This window comes from Mycolicibacter heraklionensis (genome assembly GCF_001021505.1).
Classification (GTDB): Bacteria; Actinomycetota; Actinomycetes; order Mycobacteriales; family Mycobacteriaceae; genus Mycobacterium; species Mycobacterium heraklionense.
On record NZ_LDPO01000007.1, the window covers coordinates 133,033 to 149,567 of the forward strand.

The 16,535-nt window shown below is 66.5% G+C and carries 14 protein-coding genes; 8 read left to right on the plus strand and 6 right to left on the minus strand.

Annotation, left to right across the window (positions count from 1 at the left end):
- The first annotated feature begins 43 nt into the window (after positions 1-43).
- The gene (locus ABW16_RS10870) at positions 44-646 is read left to right on the plus strand and encodes a TetR/AcrR family transcriptional regulator (RefSeq protein WP_052956846.1); all 603 of its coding nucleotides are present in this window, start codon (positions 44-46) and stop codon (positions 644-646) included.
- Here ABW16_RS10870 and ABW16_RS10875 read toward each other — a convergent pair.
- From ABW16_RS10875 to ABW16_RS10885, 3 genes are read right to left on the minus strand one after another with little or no spacing between them, the layout of a single operon-like run.
- Positions 606-3,422, minus strand: a complete 2,817-nt coding sequence (locus ABW16_RS10875; RefSeq protein WP_412178198.1) for an MMPL/RND family transporter — start codon at positions 3,420-3,422, stop codon at positions 606-608. The genes ABW16_RS10870 and ABW16_RS10875 overlap by 41 nt on opposite strands.
- Positions 3,423-3,457: 35 nt before the next feature.
- Entirely contained in the window at positions 3,458-3,901 is a 444-nt protein-coding gene (locus ABW16_RS10880) for an MmpS family transport accessory protein (RefSeq protein ID WP_047319183.1), read from the minus strand.
- Entirely contained in the window at positions 3,898-4,359 is a 462-nt protein-coding gene (locus ABW16_RS10885) for a hypothetical protein (protein WP_047319184.1), read from the minus strand. Before ABW16_RS10885 ends, ABW16_RS10880 begins: the two co-directional genes overlap by 4 nt.
- A 139-nt stretch (positions 4,360-4,498) precedes the next feature.
- Between ABW16_RS10885 and ABW16_RS10890 the strand changes: the two genes are divergently transcribed.
- Positions 4,499-5,074, plus strand: coding sequence for a TetR/AcrR family transcriptional regulator (locus ABW16_RS10890; RefSeq protein ID WP_082134066.1), 576 nt, complete (start codon positions 4,499-4,501; stop codon positions 5,072-5,074).
- A gap of 6 nt (positions 5,075-5,080) precedes the next feature.
- Here ABW16_RS10890 and ABW16_RS10895 read toward each other — a convergent pair whose 3' ends face one another.
- From ABW16_RS10895 to ABW16_RS10905, 3 genes are read right to left on the minus strand one after another with little or no spacing between them, the layout of a single operon-like run.
- A complete protein-coding gene (locus ABW16_RS10895; protein WP_047319185.1) occupies positions 5,081-5,689 on the minus strand; it encodes a TetR/AcrR family transcriptional regulator in 609 nt (202 codons plus the stop codon).
- A gap of 4 nt (positions 5,690-5,693) precedes the next feature.
- On the minus strand, positions 5,694-8,558 hold the full coding sequence (locus tag ABW16_RS10900; protein ID WP_047319186.1) for an MMPL/RND family transporter: 2,865 nt from the start codon (positions 8,556-8,558) through the stop codon (positions 5,694-5,696).
- Positions 8,555-8,992, minus strand: a complete 438-nt coding sequence (locus tag ABW16_RS10905; RefSeq protein WP_109519560.1) for an MmpS family transport accessory protein — start codon at positions 8,990-8,992, stop codon at positions 8,555-8,557. The genes ABW16_RS10900 and ABW16_RS10905 overlap by 4 nt, the downstream gene beginning before the upstream one ends.
- A 237-nt stretch (positions 8,993-9,229) precedes the next feature.
- Between ABW16_RS10905 and ABW16_RS10910 the strand changes: the two genes are divergently transcribed.
- The 6 genes from ABW16_RS10910 to cydC all read left to right on the plus strand — a co-directional run bounded on the left by ABW16_RS10910 (position 9,230) and on the right by cydC (position 16,487).
- Entirely contained in the window at positions 9,230-10,054 is an 825-nt protein-coding gene (locus ABW16_RS10910; RefSeq protein WP_047319187.1) for a class I SAM-dependent methyltransferase, read from the plus strand.
- Positions 10,055-10,128: 74 nt separating this feature from the next.
- A complete protein-coding gene (locus tag ABW16_RS10915; protein ID WP_412178199.1) occupies positions 10,129-10,488 on the plus strand; it encodes a hypothetical protein in 360 nt (119 codons plus the stop codon).
- A gap of 102 nt (positions 10,489-10,590) precedes the next feature.
- A complete protein-coding gene (locus tag ABW16_RS10920; RefSeq protein ID WP_047319189.1) occupies positions 10,591-12,060 on the plus strand; it encodes a cytochrome ubiquinol oxidase subunit I in 1,470 nt (489 codons plus the stop codon).
- Between the two features lie 20 nt (positions 12,061-12,080).
- Positions 12,081-13,124 carry a cytochrome d ubiquinol oxidase subunit II gene (cydB, locus tag ABW16_RS10925; protein ID WP_047319190.1) on the plus strand — a complete coding sequence of 348 codons (1,044 nt, stop codon included), beginning with the start codon at positions 12,081-12,083 and terminating at the stop codon, positions 13,122-13,124.
- Positions 13,125-13,180: 56 nt separating this feature from the next.
- The gene (gene cydD, locus ABW16_RS10930) at positions 13,181-14,794 is read left to right on the plus strand and encodes a thiol reductant ABC exporter subunit CydD (RefSeq protein ID WP_047319191.1); all 1,614 of its coding nucleotides are present in this window, start codon (positions 13,181-13,183) and stop codon (positions 14,792-14,794) included.
- A complete protein-coding gene (gene cydC / locus ABW16_RS10935; RefSeq protein WP_082134055.1) occupies positions 14,781-16,487 on the plus strand; it encodes a thiol reductant ABC exporter subunit CydC in 1,707 nt (568 codons plus the stop codon). Before cydD ends, cydC begins: the two co-directional genes overlap by 14 nt.
- Positions 16,488-16,535 lie beyond the last annotated feature (48 nt).

The window sequence follows — 16,535 nt, forward strand, 5'->3', positions numbered from 1 at the left end:
AGTGATGTTGATCAATTTGTACACATATCGATAATGTGTGCAAGTGCCTGGTGAAAAAGGACCGAAGACGCTCCCGCCGCCACTGCTCATGGCTGCCACCGAGACCCTGCGCCAGCTCGGTCCCCGGCGCTTCAGCCTCACCGCGGTCGCCGAAACGGCGGACGTGTCACGCGGCACCGTGCACAACGCCTTCGGCACCCGCGATGAGGCCATCGCCGCGGCGCTCGACCAGCTGTCCGCGGCGTTCATCGAGACGATGGCCGCCGAGGTCAACGAGTTGGGCACCCTGGCCGAGCAGGTCGCGGCCGCGGCTGTCCTGATTTCCGCGCATCGTCGCAGATCGGCCGCTGAGCCGCGCACGATCAATCAGAGCGTGCTGGTCCTGTTGCTGGAACACGGCGGCGACGACTTGATGCAGCGCTCCGTGGCGCTGTGGATGCCCCTGGTGCGCGCCGCGCAACGCCGAGGTGAAGTGGACGGCACCCTCGACGCGGGCCGCGCCGGTGAATGGATCGTGCGGATACTGTTCAGCTTCGAGCTGCTTCCGCCGATGCGGGTGAATCTGGACAATCCCCGCGCCGTGCGCCGCTTCGTCAGCGACCACATCATTGCCGGTCTGGGCCCGCGATCTGCGCCGCGGGTCTAGCGGGCCGCTGCCGCAGTGGCCGCTGCCGCACGATCGTCGGCCACCAGAACCACGGCCCGTACATCCGCACCAGCGACGGCACGATGAACGACCGCACGATCAGGGTGTCGAGCAACAGGCCGATGCAGACGGTGGAGCCGACTTGGCCGATGGTGCGCAGATCGCTGGCGAGCATGGCCAGCATGGTGAAGGCGAACACCAGGCCCGCCGACGTGACCACCCCGCCGGTACTGCCCAGCGCCCGGATCAGGCCGGTGTTCAGCCCGGCCGGAAGTTCCTCTTTGAGCCGGGCGATCAACAGCAGGTTGTAGTCCGATCCGACGGCCACCAGGATGATGAAGGTCAGCGGCAGGATCAGCCAGTGCAGATGCAGACCGATCAGGTGCTGCCAGATCAACACCGACAGCCCGAACGCCCCGGCGTAGGAGAACGCCACGGTTCCGGGAATCACCAACGCCGCCACCAGGCTTCGGGTGATGACCAGCATGATCAGGAAGATCAACACGAAGGCTGCGATCGCGGCGATCAGCAGATCCGATCGTGAGTATTGCTGAATGTCTTTGTTGTTCGAGCCGGATCCGCCGATGTAGATCTTCGCGCCGGCTAACGAGGTCTCCTTGAGCGCGATCTTGATGGCGTCGGGGAACCTCTCGACATGCTCGATACCCTCGGGACCCATGGCGTTGCCCTCATGGGTGACGATGAATCGGGCGGCCTTGCCGTCCGGAGACATCATCAGCTGCATGCCGGTCTTGATGTCCTCGTTGTCGAAAGCAGGCCGGGGTATGTAGAAGAAGTCGTCGCTGCGGGAGGCGTCGAAGTCATTGCCGACATTGATCATGTCGTCGAAAGTCTGGTCGGTGTTCTCGGCCTGAATGCTGGTGGGGCCGTAGGTGTTCACGATCAGAGACCGTAGGGCGATCTGGTCGTCGACCATGATGTTCAGCTGTGCGACCATCTGCGGCAACAGGGAGTCGACGACCTCCAGCGACGACACCGCGTCCTTGATGTTCTCCGCCAGCTTGTCGACGCTGTCCATCATGTCCCACAGCGACCGGAACGCCCAGCAGACCGGGATGTCGTAACAGTGCGGCTCCCAATAGAAGTAGCTGCGGAGCGGTCTCATGAAATCGTCCAGATTGGACAGCTCCTCATCCATCTGTTCGGTCAGCGCCTGCATCTCCTCCATGGTCAGCACCGTGGAATGCATTTCATCGGAGAGCTTCTGGGTCAACGCGATCGTGGTCTGCAAAACCTCGACGGTGTGCCCCATGATCTGTGCTTGCTTCTCGGTGTTGGCGTTCTGTTCCCGGGTGAACGGCAGTTGCTGGCCGTTGGCGCTGCCCTGCACGGTGAACAGGTAGGGCAGCGAGGCGTGCTCGAGTGCGCGTCCCATCGGTCTGGTGATGCTCTGCACCATCGCGACCCCGGGCAGGCGGATCAGCGCCTTGGCCACCCGGTCCAGCGAGATGAAGTCGGCCGAATTGCGCATGTCGTGATCGGCCTCGACCATCAGCATCTCGGAGAACAGCTTGCTCTTGGCGAAGTGCCGGTCGGCGGCGGCGAATCCCAGATTCGCGGCGGAGTTGCGCGGCTGGTAGGTACGGTCGTCGAAGCTGACCTGATAGGTCGGCACGAACACCGCCCCGGCCGCCACCAGCGCGGCACTGGCGGTCAGGATCGGCTTGGGCCAGCGCACCACGCTGGTAGCGATCCGGCGGTAGAGCCGCGCCTTGACGGTTCGTTTCGGATCGAACAGCCCGAACAGGCTGCCCACGCTCAAGATGGCCGGGCCGAGCGTCAAGGCGCCCACGACGGTCAGCACCATACTGATCGCCACCGCCGGCCCCATGGTGTTGAAGTAGTTCAGCCGCGCGAAACTCAGGCAGAACGCCGCACCGGCGATGGTCAGGCCGGAGCCGACGATCACGTGTGAAACACCGCGATAGGCGGTGTAATACGCGTCTTCGCGGCTTTCGCCGTTCAGCCGTGCCTCGTGATAGCGGCCCATCAAGAAGATGCCGTAGTCCGTCCCCGCACCCAGCGTCAGCGAGACGACCATGTTGACCGCGAACGACGACAGCTGGATGTAGCCGAAGTGCCCGAGTGTCGCGATGACCCCCTTGGCGGCCAGCATCAGGATCAACACCCCGAACAGCGGCACCAGCATGGTGATGAAGGAGCGGTAAACCAGCAGCAGCATGAAGATGATCAGGAAGATGGTGGCGATCGTGATGTTGTTCAGGCTCGAATTCGCGGTCGCCACCGTGTCGGCGGCCAGGGGCGCCGCGCCACTGACATAGACCGTGAGCCCGTCCGGCGGGTCGGAAGTCGCCACGGTGTGCCGCACGGCGGCAACGGAGTCGTTGGCCTGCATCTGGCCGATGTCACCGGCCAGGCGCAGCAGCACGTAGGCGGCCTTGCCGTCGAGACTCTGGGCGCCGGCCGCGGTGATCGGTTTGCCCCAGGTGTCCATGACGTACTGGACGTGTTCGGTGTCGGCGCGCAGCGTGCGCACCAGTTCGTCGTAATAGCGGTGGTCCTGATCGGCCAGGGGGCGGTCCGCCTCCAACACCAGCATGGTCATGCTGGTCGAGGTGGACTCCTCGAACTTCTCACCGATGGCCAGCATCGCGGCCTGCGAGGGCGCGTACGTCGGCACCATCGGGCCGGCGAGTTCCTCGGCGACCTTCTCCACCTGGGGCACAAAGGTGTTCGTCGTCATGGCCAGCAGGCCCCAGCAGACGATGATCGGTATCGCCAGCAGGCGGACCATGCGCGCGACCAGGGGCCGCTTCTCGGGACGCTCGCTCATGCGGACTTCACCCGGCAGGTGACGTCGGCGTTGGCATGGGTGTTGGTGTGCTCGTCGCGGATCACGTCGTCGACCAGGATCCGGCAGCCGACGAAGTCACCGCGCACCTGCACCGAGATGCTGCCGGACACCACGGTCAGCATCGTCGTCTCGTCATGCGTCCATGGCAGGGCGTCCAACTCGACGGTGTGGGGATGGGAGTTGATGTCGAGGTAGGAAAGCAAGGCGCCGTCGCCGACCGAGCCGAACACCTCATAGGTGAGCTTCTTCGGGTTGAACTGCTCGGGCGCCTGCGGCGGGTTGACAGTCAGAACCGGTCCCGGAGCGGACATCTGGTGGACCTTCCACATCGACAGCGCACCCAGGCTGAGCGCGATCACGGCGACCAGGGGCATCCAGACTCGCGCCAGCACAGATCTGCGCCGCGGCTGCGGGCTCACTCGACTTCCCCTGCCGAAGCCGCCGGAAGCCGCTTCTTGAGCTTTCTGACCCGCACGATCTGAGCTGTCATGTTCAACGATCCGAGCATCGGGATCACCCCGATGAACGTCCGCTCCGACGGGGTGGCGCCGTGCAGCTGTTCCAGGCTGCCGAGCACGTAGAGACAGCCCAGCGAGAACGTCGCGGCGGGAATGCAGAATGCCAGCGGTGAACGCAGATCGGTGATGGCGTGCGTCGCGAACTCCAGCTCATCGGGCGAGAGGGGTTGACGCTTGCGGAGTTTGGTCAGCACCGCCCTTCTGGCGCCGATTCCTTCGCTGATCGGCAGTGGCGGCCGGCTTTGCAGACGCCGGATGTACCAGAACAAGCCGGCGCCGAAGGCCAGCAGCGCTATGAAGACGATCGCCGCCAAGTCGCCGAACAGACGCCAGTTCGTGCCGAACATATTCCAGTTCATCGCTGACGCCCGCCCCCAATCCCTCGCTCGCGTTAGCCGCAGCCAGATGGACCTGGACGGCTGATTAGGGATGCTAAACGTCTGTTAATGAGACGTCAACATCCCACAAACGGACGTTGCTGTGGTTATGATGGGAATCATGAATGTGGAGTGCCCGGAACTCACCGGTGCGCAGTCGCGTACGCGGGCGGCCATCCTGGACGCGACGGCATCGGTGCTCGCCCGTGATCGCACCGCCACACTGCCCGAGATTGCGGCGGCCGCCCAGGTCGCCCGTTCCACCCTGCATCGCTATTTCGCCGACCGGGAACGGCTGATCTACGAAGCCACTCTGGATTCGATCCGCGTCATCAGCGACATCCTCGCCGCCGCGGCGACTGCTGAGGGCCCGGCGATCGACGCGATGCGACGCGTGATCACCACGCTCGCTCCAGAGGGTGACCGGATCGTGTTCCTGTTCGCCGACCCCGCCGTACTACGCGACATCCCCGCCGAGCACCTGCCGAACTCCGCTCCCATCCTCGACCTCATCGTCCGCGGCCAGCAGGAGGGCGTCTTCGACCCGGAGCTGAGCCCGGAATGGATCCGTATCGCCCTGTTCGGACTTCTGGTCAAAGCCTGCAGCGAGGCTGCACACGGCGCCGTGCCGCGCCACAGCATCGTGCCGGCACTCACCCGAATCTTCGAGCGCGGGGTGACATCGGGCCCCCAGTAAGGCATCTCAGTCTGGCGACGGCGCGCGCAGTGCCGGCAAGACCAGCGTGTCGAGGACTTGACGGACGAAGGTGGCGTCCAGGGTCTGACCGCGGACCACCTGCAGCAGCCCCATCGCCAAGACGACGTCGGCGACCAGTGACCAATCCCGGTCGGGATCGATTTCCCCGCGTGCCGCGGCTTGCGCCAAGATCTTGGCCACCAAGCCTTTGCCCTTGACGAGCACCAGGTCGTCGACGGCGGCGGCCAGGTCGGGCTCGTGGACGGCTTCCAAGGCCACGCGCAGCACCAGGTCGTTGGGAACCGGGTCCTTGTCGTTGCGGCCGATCTGTTCGATGAGCGCATCGAGGTCACCCGCCAGACTGCCGGTGTCCGGGGTGTCTTTGGTGAGCAGATCGGGCCGCCAGTAGATGAGCGCGTCGGTGACCAGCGCCGCCTTGGAGGCCCAGCGCCGGTAGATGGCGGCCTTCCCGACCCCAGCGCGTGCGGCGATGTCATTCATATTGGCGGCGTCATAACCCTTTTCGGAAACAACCGCCAGGGCGGCGTCCAGGATCGCCGGATCGCGGGATCGGTCGAGCCGTCCGTCGGTGCGTTGCCGAAGTCGTGACTCCATAGCGTCACACCGTCGTCGGCTGCGGGATCGGCGCGGTGTCGGCGGCCGGCTCAGGCGCCGGCCGGTCCCGCATGGCGAAGGTGTTCAGCGGCCACCAGAACCACCGGCCCAGCGCCGCGGCGATCGACGGGGTCATGAAAGCCCGCACGATGAACGTGTCGACCAGCAGTCCCAACGCGATCGCGGTGCCCAACTGCCCGATCACCCGCAAGTCACTGACCATCATCGACGCCATGGTCGCCGCGAACACCAGGCCCGCCGCCGTGACCACCCGGCCGGAAGCGCCCATGCCGCGGATGATCCCGGTGTTGAGGCCGGCCCCGATCTCTTCTTTGAGTCGCGAGACCAACAGCAGGTTGTAGTCCGACCCGACGGCCAACAGGATGATGACCGTCAGCGGCAGCACGATCCACTGCAGGCCCAGCCCGAGGATGTCCTGCCACAGCAGCACTGACAGCCCACACGCCGTACCCAGCGACGCCAGCACCGTGCCGACGATCACCAGCGACGCCACCAGGCTGCGGGTGATCAGCAGCATGATCGCGAAGATCAGGATCAGCGTGGACAGGCCGGCGATCATCAGGTCGATCTTCACGCCGTCCTGCATGTCGCTGTACATCGACGCGGTGCCGGCCAGCGACACCTTGGACCCTTCCAGCGGAGTTCCCTTGATCGCATCCGCGACGGCTTCCCTGATGCCCTGGACGTGCTTGATCCCTTCGACCGAGGCCGGGTCGCCCTGGTGGGTGATGATGAATCGCACCGCGTGGCCGTCGGGTGAGACGAACATTTTCAGGCCCCGGATGAAGTCGGGGTTGTCGAAGACTTCCGGCGGAAGATAAAAGGAGTCATCGTTTTTGGCTTCGTCGAAGAACTTGCCCATCAGGGTCGAGCCTTCGGCGTTCTCCTGCAGGTGGCGCTGGATGCCCGACATCGAACTGTGCGTCGCCAGCATGAAGCCGCGCATCTTCTTCATCGAATCGATCGTTTTGGGCAGGTCCTCCAGCATCTGCGGCATCAAGACATCGAGCCGGTCGACATCCTTGACGGTGACGCCCATGTCATCGGTCATGGTGTCGACGTCGTCGAGCATGTCGAAGATCGACCGCATGGACGCGCAGATGGGGATGTCGAAACAGTGCGGCTCCCAATAGAAATAGCTGCGCAGGGGACGGAAGAAGTCTTCGAAGTCCGCGACGTGTTGACGCACCGTCTCGATGTCGTCGAGCAGCATGTGCATGTGGCCGGTCATGTCGTGCGTGGTGTCGACCACTTGCTGCATGACCCCGTACATGTGCTCCATGGTGGCGACGGTCCGCCCCATCTCGTCGGCCTGCTCGAGCATCGACGCCATGCTGTCGTTCATGAACTTGGCGGTCTGTAACTGGCCGGAGGCCTGCATGGCGATCTGAAACGGGATGGAGCTGTGCTCGATCGGCGCCCCGAGCGGACGAGTGATGGTCTGCACCCGGCCGATACCGCGCTCGTGAAAGACGCTCTTGGCGATCCTGTCGATGACGAGCATGTCCGCGGGATTGCGCAGATCATGGCCGGCGTCGACCATGAGCAGCTCCGGATTCATCCGCGCTTGGGAGAAGTGCCGCTCCGCCGCTGTTTGCGCGACGTTCGCGGGAATGTCTTCCGGAGTGAACTTCCTGTCGTTGTAGTTCGGCACATAGGTCGCCAGGCTGATGAATCCGATGACCGCGACGAAAGTCGTGATGACGATGATGGGTTTCGGCCACCTCGTCACGGCGGTGCCGATGATGCGCCAACCACGTTCCGAGACTTCCCGTTTGGGGTCGAAGATCCCGAACTTGGACGCGACCACCAGCACCGCCGGGGCCAGGGTCAGTCCGGCCAGCATGGTGGCCACCAAAGCGATGGCGCACGGCACGCCCATGGTCTGGAAATACGGCAGCTTGGTCGCGGTCAGGCAAAGACAGGCGCCCACGATCGTCAGGCCCGAACCCACGATCACGTGCACCACACCGTTGTAGGCGGTGTGGAACGCGTCTTCTCGATCTTGGCCGCGGGAGCGCGCTTCGTGATAGCGGCCCAGCAGGAAGATGAAGTAGTCGGTGCCGGCGGCGATGGTCAGCATCGTGACCATGCTGACCGCGTACGGGGTCAGGCCGATGATGTCCAGGTTGCCGGCCGTGGCCACAATGCCTTCGGCCGCATACAGTTCGAAGCGGACCAAGATCAGCGCGACGATCGCCGACCGCAACGAGCGGTAGATGACGAGCAGCATCACGAAGATGACGCCGATGGTGACCGCCGTCATGAGTTCCATGCTGTTGTGGGCGGCGATCAGGGTGTCGGTGTTGAGCACCGTGTTACCGGCGACGTGGGCCTGCACGCCCGGTGGCGCGGGCACGCCGTCGACGATCTTGCGCACCGCCGCCACCGATGCGTGACTGGGCGTGGTGCCCTGGGCGCCGTCGAGGAACACCTGTACGTAAGCGGCCTTGCCGTCCGGGCTCTGGGAGCCGGCGGCGGTGAGCGGATCGCTCCAGAAGTCCTGCACGTTCTGCACATGCTTGTCGGCTTTGAGCTTGGCGACGATCTCGTTGTAGTACTCGTGCGCGCTGTCGCCCAGCTTGTCGTCGCCCTCCAGCACGACCATGGCGGTGGAGTCGGTGTCGAACTCCTCGAACTTGTGACCGATGGTCATCATGTCCTTGAACGCGGGTGCGTCCAGCGGCGCCATCGGCACCGAGTGCTTGCCCGCCACCACGCCGAGCTCCGGGGTGAACACGGTGGTGCCGATCGCGATGAGCAACCAGAACAAGATGATGGGCACCGCCAGGACCCAGAGCAGCCGGGCGATGCGGGACCGCGGCGGGTGCGGCAGTTGGTCGCTCATACGGATTTCACCAAGCAGTAGATGAAGGGCTTGTATTCGTCGATGCTGCGGTCATCCCGGACGTTGTCGTCGACGATGATCCGGCAGCGCAGATGCTGCAGGCCGACGTCACCTTGAGCGACGATGTTGGCCGACATCGACGGCAGGGTGGTGACGATGGTGTGCGACCACGGCAGGGGGGCGTCTTCGACGAGGTGCGGCTGCCCGTTCTCGTCGAGGAAGTTGACGTTGACGGTGCCACCCGAGGGGGCCGTCAGTTCATAGGTGATGTGTTTGGGGTTGAAGGGTTTGGTGTCGTCGGCGTTCGCGTCGGAGGTCGCCATCCGCGCGCCGGCACCGAAGCTGTTCCGCACCCGGACAACCACATAGGCGCCCAGCGCAATCACGACGACAAGAAGCAGCGGTATCCACAGCTTCTTGAGCAGAGCGAACACGCACCATCTCCTTGCCTTGCCCACCGCCGGGGATAGGGCCACCGCGCCGAGAGAAAACGTCCGGCGGAACCCGAGTTCCGTGTGGGCCGCAACGGACTGTACCGCATCGCCAACGGCGCGCGGAAGGTTCTGCGGCGGGCGGATCCGAGCGGGGACCGGCCTCGGACAAACCCCCACGCCGGGACCGATGTGGCTAGGCTGGCCAGAAATTGCGGGGACAGGTTGTTGAGGTGAGTCATGGGCAAAGTCCAACCCGACCTCGGCGAGGTCCAGGAAACCCTGTTGATTCCGCTGTACGGACGCGCACGCGACAACGCGAAGAGGCATCCGATCCTGCATGACGCGCGGGCCGCTGAGCTGGTCGACGACCTGGATTACGACTTCGCGCGTTTTCGTGGCGGCTCGTTGCCGGGCTCGGTTCTGCGCACCGCGATTTTCGATGTCTGGGTCCGCCAATTCCTGCGCGACCACCCCAGCGGCACGGTCGTCGAGATCGGCACGGGGCTCAACACGCGCTTCGAACGAGTCGACAACGGACGGTTGCGCTGGTTCGACCTGGACCTACCCGACACCATCGAACTGCGTCGTCGCTACTTCGCCGACACCGAACGCCGCACCATGCTGGCGGGCTCGGTCCTGGAGACCGATTGGTTCGACGCCGTCGCCGCCGCACCGGCCCCGTATTTGTTCGTCGCCGAGGCCGTACTGCTGTACTTCCCCGAAGACCAGGCGCGCGGCGCCATTCGCAATCTCGCCGCGCGGTTCCCGGGATCGCACCTCGTCGTCGATACCGGCGGCCGCAAGATGATCGAGAACCAGCACCGCAACGGTGCGATGAAGGCACTGACGGCCCGGATGAAGTGGGTCTGCGACGACCCGCGTGAACTCGACACCTGGGGTATGGAGCTGCTGGACAGCCGCACCCTGGCAACGCCGCAGCCCGAGCTGGCCACTTCGCTGCCCGCGCGCTACCGCTACGGCCTGCCGGCGCTGGCGCGGATTGCGCCCGGAATCGTGAACGCCTACCGGTTCAACCTGTTCCGCCTGGGGAACCCGTCGTGAGCACCGTCGTCGTCAGCACCGAGCTACCGATTTCCGCGCAACGCGCCGCGGCACTGGCGCGCAAGCCTGCGTTGATGCAATTCGTGCTCGCCCCGGCCCTCAAACTGCCCGGACTGGAAGCACCTGATCGCATCGAGGTGGGCACCCGCGCGTCGGCGCGACTGTGGTGGTTCGGTGTCCTCCCGGCCTGGACTCATCACCTCGAAATCAAAGAGCTCGACGACCTGACGATCTACACCCACGAACACGGCGGGCCCGTGCACACCTGGAACCATCGCCTCACGTTCACTCCCCTCGACGAGCATCGCTGCCGCTACACCGACGAGATCGAGACCGATGACGGCATCAAAGGCTTAGGTACACGTCTGTTCATCCGGCTGATGTTCGCCCATCGGCACCGCCGCTGGAGCACGCTGGCCGCCATCGTCTCCTGACCGGCGAACCGGCAAACCTGTCACGGAAAACACCTAGTGCCACCCCAACGCAACTACTACACTCAGTCGTAGCATCGGCTCCGCAGCTCCGGGAGATCGCCCATGGATGTAGTCGACTTATCGCGGTGGCAGTTTGGCATCACCACCGTCTATCACTTCATTTTTGTGCCGCTGACCATAGGTTTGGCCCCGTTGGTCGCGATCATGCAGACGGTATGGGTGCTCACCGACAACGTCGCCTGGTACCGGCTCACCAAGTTCTTCGGCAAGCTGTTCCTGATCAACTTCGCGCTGGGGGTGGCCACCGGGATCGTGCAGGAATTCCAGTTCGGGATGAACTGGAGCGAGTACTCCCGGTTCGTCGGCGACGTGTTCGGCGCACCGCTGGCCATGGAGGGGCTTGCCGCCTTCTTCTTGGAATCCACCTTCCTGGGGCTGTGGATCTTCGGCTGGGGCCGATTGCCGCGAATGGTGCACCTGGCGTGCATCTGGGTTGTCGCCATCGCCACCAACCTCTCGGCGTTCTTCATCATCGCCGCCAACTCGTTCATGCAGCACCCGGTCGGCGCCCACTTCAATCCGCAGACCAAACGCGCCGAATTGGACAGCATCATGGCGCTGTTCACCAACAACACCGCCCAAGCCGCCCTGTCGCACGCGGTCGCCGGCGCGTTCTTGACGGCCGGGACATTCGTCGCCGCGGTGAGCGCCTGGTGGATGGTCCGGTCCCGGGCCGGCGGCTCCGCGCAGACCGCCGACGGTGACGCGGCCACCATGTACCGGCCGGCGACCATCCTCGGGTGTTGGGTCGCACTGGTCGCCGCGGTCGGGCTGTTCTTCACCGGCGACGTACAGGGCAAGCTGATGTTCGTCCAACAGCCGATGAAGATGGCGTCGGCGGAGTCGTTGTGCGACACCGCCACCGACCCGAACTTCTCGGTCCTGACCGTCGGACGGCAGAACAACTGCGACCATCTGACCCGGGTGATCGAGGTGCCGTATGTGCTGCCGTTCCTGGCCGAGGGCCGATTCAACGGCGTTCGACTCGACGGCGTCCGTGACATTCAGCAGCACTACGAGCAGAAGTTCGGCGCCGGCGACTACCGGCCGAACCTGTTCGTCACCTACTGGTCGTTCCGCGCGATGATCGGCCTGCTGCTGATTCCGGTGCTGTTCGCGATGGTCGCGCTGTGGCTGACGCGGCGCGGACAGATCCCGCAGCAACGCTGGTTCTCCTGGTTCGCGCTCGTGAGCATCCCCATGCCATTCCTGGCCAACAGCGCCGGCTGGATCTTCACCGAGATGGGCCGTCAGCCTTGGGTTGTCGCCCCCAACCCGACCGGCGACCCGAATGTGCGGCTGACCGTCGCCGAAGGTGTGTCGGGAAACAGCGCGGGCTTGGTGGTCACCTCGCTGGTGATGTTCACCCTGGTCTATGCGGTGCTGGCGGTGATCTGGTTCTGGTTGATCAGACGCTACGTGGCCGAGGGCCCACAGGAGCACGACGCCGAACCCGCGCCGCCGGCTCCGCCCGGCGAAAACGACGTGGCGCCACTGTCATTCGCCTACTGACTGAGAAGGAGGTCATCGCGGTGGGTCTGCAACAGGTGTGGTTTGTACTGGTCGCGGTGCTGTTCCTCGGATTCTTCGTCTTGGAGGGCTTCGACTTCGGAGTCGGGATGCTGATGGCGCCGTTCGGCCGCGCCAGCACCGGTGGTTCAGCGGAAGCCCACCGGCGTGCGGCGCTGAACACCATCGGCCCGGTTTGGGACGGCAACGAGGTCTGGCTGCTCACTGCCGGCGGCGCGATGTTCGCCGCATTCCCCGGCTGGTACGCCACCGTGTTCTCGACGCTGTACCTGCCGCTGCTGGCGATCCTGTTCGGCATGATCGTGCGCGCCGTCGCGATCGAGTGGCGCGGCAAAGTCGACGACCCGAAATGGCGGGCGTGGGCGGACCTCGCGATTGCCGCCGGTTCCTGGCTGCCCGCGATTCTGTGGGGGGTGGCGTTCGCGATCCTGGTCCGGGGCCTTCCGGTGGACGCCGACCACCGTGTCCATCTGGCGTTCGGCGACGTGATCAACGCCTACACCCTGCTGGGTGGGCTGGCCACCGGCGGGCTTTTCCTCTTCTACGGTGCGGTCTTCACGGCGTTGAAGACCGCCGGGGCGATCCGTGACGATGCGCACCGCTTCGCGAACCGGCTGGCGCTACCGGTGACCGCGCTGGTCGCCGCCTTCGGGGTATGGACCCAACTGGCATACGGCACCACCTGGACCTGGCTGGTGCTGGGCGTCGCGGTGGTCGCCCAGCTGGCCGCGGTGGCGCTGGTGTGGCGCCGGGTCTCCGACGGCTGGGCCTTCACCTGCACCGCGGTGGTGGTCGCGGCGGTGGTCATCCTGTTGTTCGGCGCCCTGTACCCGGCGCTGGTGCCCTCCACCCTGGATCCGCAGTGGAGCCTGACGATCTACAACGCGTCGTCCACCCCGTACACCTTGAAAATCATGACCTGGGCGGCGGCGATCTTCGCCCCGCTGGTGGTGGTGTACCAAGGCTGGACGTACTGGGTTTTCCGGCAACGGATCTCAGCGGAGCAGATCCCGCCGTCCATCGGGTTGGCGAGGCAACCGTCCTGAGCGCCCGGGCCTCTCGGGCGCCGCTCGACCCGCGGCTGTGGCAGGCATCGACGGCGGTGCGCCGCTTCCTGCTGGCCATGGTCGGCTGTGGAGTGGTGATCTCTGCCTGCGCAATCGGATCCGCGATCATGTTGGCCGACATCGTGTCTCACGTGATCACCGAACCGTCGACACGCAACGTCGCGCACTGGTCACCGCTGCTGGCAGCGCTCGCGCTGCTGTGGACGGTGCGCACGGCTGCGCACTGGCTGCAGGCACGCCTGGGTCAGCGCGGAGCCAGCGCCGCGATCGCCGAGCTGAGCGGACGGGTGCTGACCGCGGTCACAGCGCGTTCCCCCCGCCGGCTGGCCATCGAACGGGATCCCGCGGCGGCCGTGGTCACCCGGGGACTGGACGGCCTGCGCCCCTACTTCACCGCCTACCTGCCCGCGCTGTTACTCGCGGCGATTCTGACCCCGGTCACCGTGCTGGTGATCGCCTGCTACGACCGGCGCGCGGCGGTACTCGTCCTGATCACCCTGCCGCTGATCCCGGTCTTCATGGTGCTGATCGGCCTTGCCACCGCCGACCGCTCGGCGGCGGCCTTGGCGGCCATGACGACCTTGCAGGCGCGGCTGCTGGATCTGATTGCCGGCATCCCGACGCTGCGCGCCCTCGGGCGAGCTGACGGGCCGCAGCGCCGCATCGCCGAACTGTCCGACGCGCACCGGCGGTCGACGATGGCCACGCTGCGGATCGCCTTCTTGTCGGCGCTGGTGCTCGAATTGCTGGCCACGCTGAGCGTGGCGGTGGTGGCCGTCAGCATCGGCCTGCGCCTGGTGTTCGGCGAGATGAGCCTGACCGCCGGCCTGACCGTGTTGCTGCTGGTGCCTGACGTGTATTGGCCGCTGCGCCGGATCGGGGTGGAGTTCCACGCAGCCCAGGACGGGCGCGCCGCCGCCGAGAAGGCCTTCGCGCTGATCGGCGCACCGGTTCGCCAGGTGCCGGGAAGCCGCCGGGTAGTCGCACGTGCCGCGGAGATTCGCCTCGATCGGCTCAGCGTGGCCGGCCGGGACGGCGATGCGCCGGCCGGCCTGACCGCGGTGATCGCCCCCGGCCAGGTCACCGTGCTGACCGGAGCCAACGGTGCCGGCAAGAGCACCACGCTGGCGGCTATCGCCGGCCTCACCGAACCCAGCTCCGGACGCATCACCGTGGCCGACGTCGATGTCGCCGCACTCGACCTGCCGGCATGGTGGGCCCAGCTGTCCTGGCTGCCGCAGCGTCCGGCGCTCATCCCGGGCACGGTGGCGGACAACCTCGCGTTGTTCGGCGATCTCATCGATACCGAAGCCGCGTGCGCCGCGGCCGGATTCGACGAGGTGATCGCGGAGCTGCCGGACGGGCTGCACACCGCGTTGGGCCGCGGCGGTGTCGGCTTGTCGTTAGGGCAGCGGCAGCGGCTGGGGCTGGCGCGCGCGCTCGGGTCGGCGGCGCCGGTGCTGCTGCTCGACGAGCCGACCGCCCACCTGGACGCCGCCACCGAACAGCGGGTCCTGGCCGCCCTGGTGCGACGCGCTCACGCCGGCGCGACGGTCGTGGTGGTGGGCCACCGCGCGCCGGTGCTGGCGATCGGCGACCGGGTCGTCACCGTGCGCAGCGAGGGAGCCGCAGCTCATGCGCCGGCCTGATCCGCTGTGGGAAGCCGTCGGGTTACTGCAACCGCGCCTGCCCCGGTTGCTGTGGGCCGGCCTGCTCGGGACGTTGTCGCTGTGCAGCGCGCTCGCGTTGGCCGCGACGTCAGCATGGCTGATCACCCGGGCCTGGCAGATGCCACCGGTACTGGACTTGTCGATCGCCGTGGTGGCGGTACGGGCGTTCGCGATCTCACGCGGCGTATTGCACTACTGCGAGCGGCTGGTGAGCCACGACGCGGCGTTGCGGGCCGCGGGCAACGCCCGCAGCCAGCTCTACCGGCGCCTGGCCCGAGGGCCGGTAGAGACCGCGGTGCGGCTGCCCAGCGGTGAGTTGGTGGCGCGGGTGGGTTCCGATGTCGACGAGCTGGCAGACGTCCTGGTACGCGCCCTGCTCCCCATCGCAGTGGCGGCGGTGCTGGGTGTGGTGGCCTCCGCGGTGATCGCGGCGATCTCGCCGGCGGCCGCGGCGGTCCTGGCCGCCTGCCTGCTGGTCGCCGGCGTCGTCGCACCGTCGCTGGCCGCGCGGGCCGCCGCAGCACAGGAGAACACGGCCCGCGACCACCTCGCCGAGCGTGACGTCTCGGCGATGGAAGCGCTTGACCACGCCCCCGAATTGCGGATCGCCGGCCTGCTCCCCGCCGTCATCGGTGCGTCCCAGAATCGGCAGCGAGCGTGGGGGGCAGCCCTGGATGAGGCCGCCAAACCGGCCGCGATCGCCGCTGCCCTGCCCACCGCCGCGGTCGGGGTCAGTGTGCTGGGCGCCGTGGTAGCCGGGATCGGGCTCGCCGATGCCGTGGCGCCCACCACCCTGGCCATTCTGATGTTGTTGCCGCTGTCCGCGTTTGAGGCGACCACCGCGCTGCCGGGCGCCGCCGTCGCGCTGACCCGTTCACGGATCGCGGCGCGGCGCCTGGTCGACCTGGCGCCGACGGATCCCGTGGCTGCGGCCGCGCCGGCGGCGCCACGGGCAACTTCGGCCGCTACCGCGCCGCTGCACGCCGACCTGCGGTCCGGGTATCGCGGGGATCGGTCCGTCCGGGTGCGGCTTGATTTGGCGCCCGGCGACCGGCTGGCGATCACCGGCCCCAGCGGAGCCGGCAAGACCACGCTGCTGATGACCCTGGCCGGTCTGCTGCCACCGCTGGCCGGTCGTATTTCGTTAGGCGGGAGCGCACCGCAGGAGCTTTCCGAAGCCGACCTGCCATCCGCGGTCGGTTTCTTTGCCGAAGACGCACACATCTTCGCGACCACAGTCCGAGACAACCTGCTTGTGGCGCGCGGAGATTGCCGCGACGACGAACTGACCGCCGCCTTGAGCAGGGTGGGCCTCGAGGGGTGGCTGGCCGGTCTTCCCGACGGTTTGGCGACCGTGCTGGCCGGCGGCGCCGAAGCCCTGTCGGCGGGTCAGCGACGGCGCGTGTTGCTGGCCCGGGCGCTGCTCTCGCCGGCCCGGATCGTGCTGCTCGACGAACCGACCGAGCACCTCGACGCGGCCGACGCGGACGACCTCCTGCGGGACGTATTGGCCGCGCCCGGCCTGTTCGGAGCCGACCGGACGGTGGTGGTGGCCACCCACCACCTGCCTGACGGCGCCGCTACGCCCGGCTACGCCGCGCTCGCAATCCCCGCTGAGCCGACGGCGGCGACCCGCAGCGCCCGGCTTCGCCGCGCTCGCGATCCCCGCTAGGGTGCTTTAGTCGGCTTCCGCAAACCAGCCGATAGAACGGTTGAGCTA

What these genes read in the sequence shown, in the direction of transcription:
- ABW16_RS10920 (WP_047319189.1), top strand. Translation starts at nt 10,591, where the DNA reads ATGGATGTAGTCGACTTATCGCGGTGGCAGTTTGGCATCACCACCGTC.
- ABW16_RS10875 (WP_412178198.1), bottom strand. Translation starts at nt 3,422, where the DNA reads ATGGTCCGCCTGCTGGCGATACCGATCATCGTCTGCTGGGGCCTGCTG.
- ABW16_RS10885 (WP_047319184.1), bottom strand. Translation starts at nt 4,359, where the DNA reads ATGAACTGGAATATGTTCGGCACGAACTGGCGTCTGTTCGGCGACTTG.
- cydC (WP_082134055.1), top strand. Translation starts at nt 14,781, where the DNA reads ATGCGCCGGCCTGATCCGCTGTGGGAAGCCGTCGGGTTACTGCAACCG.
- ABW16_RS10890 (WP_082134066.1), top strand. Translation starts at nt 4,499, where the DNA reads ATGAATGTGGAGTGCCCGGAACTCACCGGTGCGCAGTCGCGTACGCGG.
- ABW16_RS10910 (WP_047319187.1), top strand. Translation starts at nt 9,230, where the DNA reads ATGGGCAAAGTCCAACCCGACCTCGGCGAGGTCCAGGAAACCCTGTTG.
- ABW16_RS10915 (WP_412178199.1), top strand. Translation starts at nt 10,129, where the DNA reads ATGCAATTCGTGCTCGCCCCGGCCCTCAAACTGCCCGGACTGGAAGCA.
- ABW16_RS10895 (WP_047319185.1), bottom strand. Translation starts at nt 5,689, where the DNA reads ATGGAGTCACGACTTCGGCAACGCACCGACGGACGGCTCGACCGATCC.
- ABW16_RS10900 (WP_047319186.1), bottom strand. Translation starts at nt 8,558, where the DNA reads ATGAGCGACCAACTGCCGCACCCGCCGCGGTCCCGCATCGCCCGGCTG.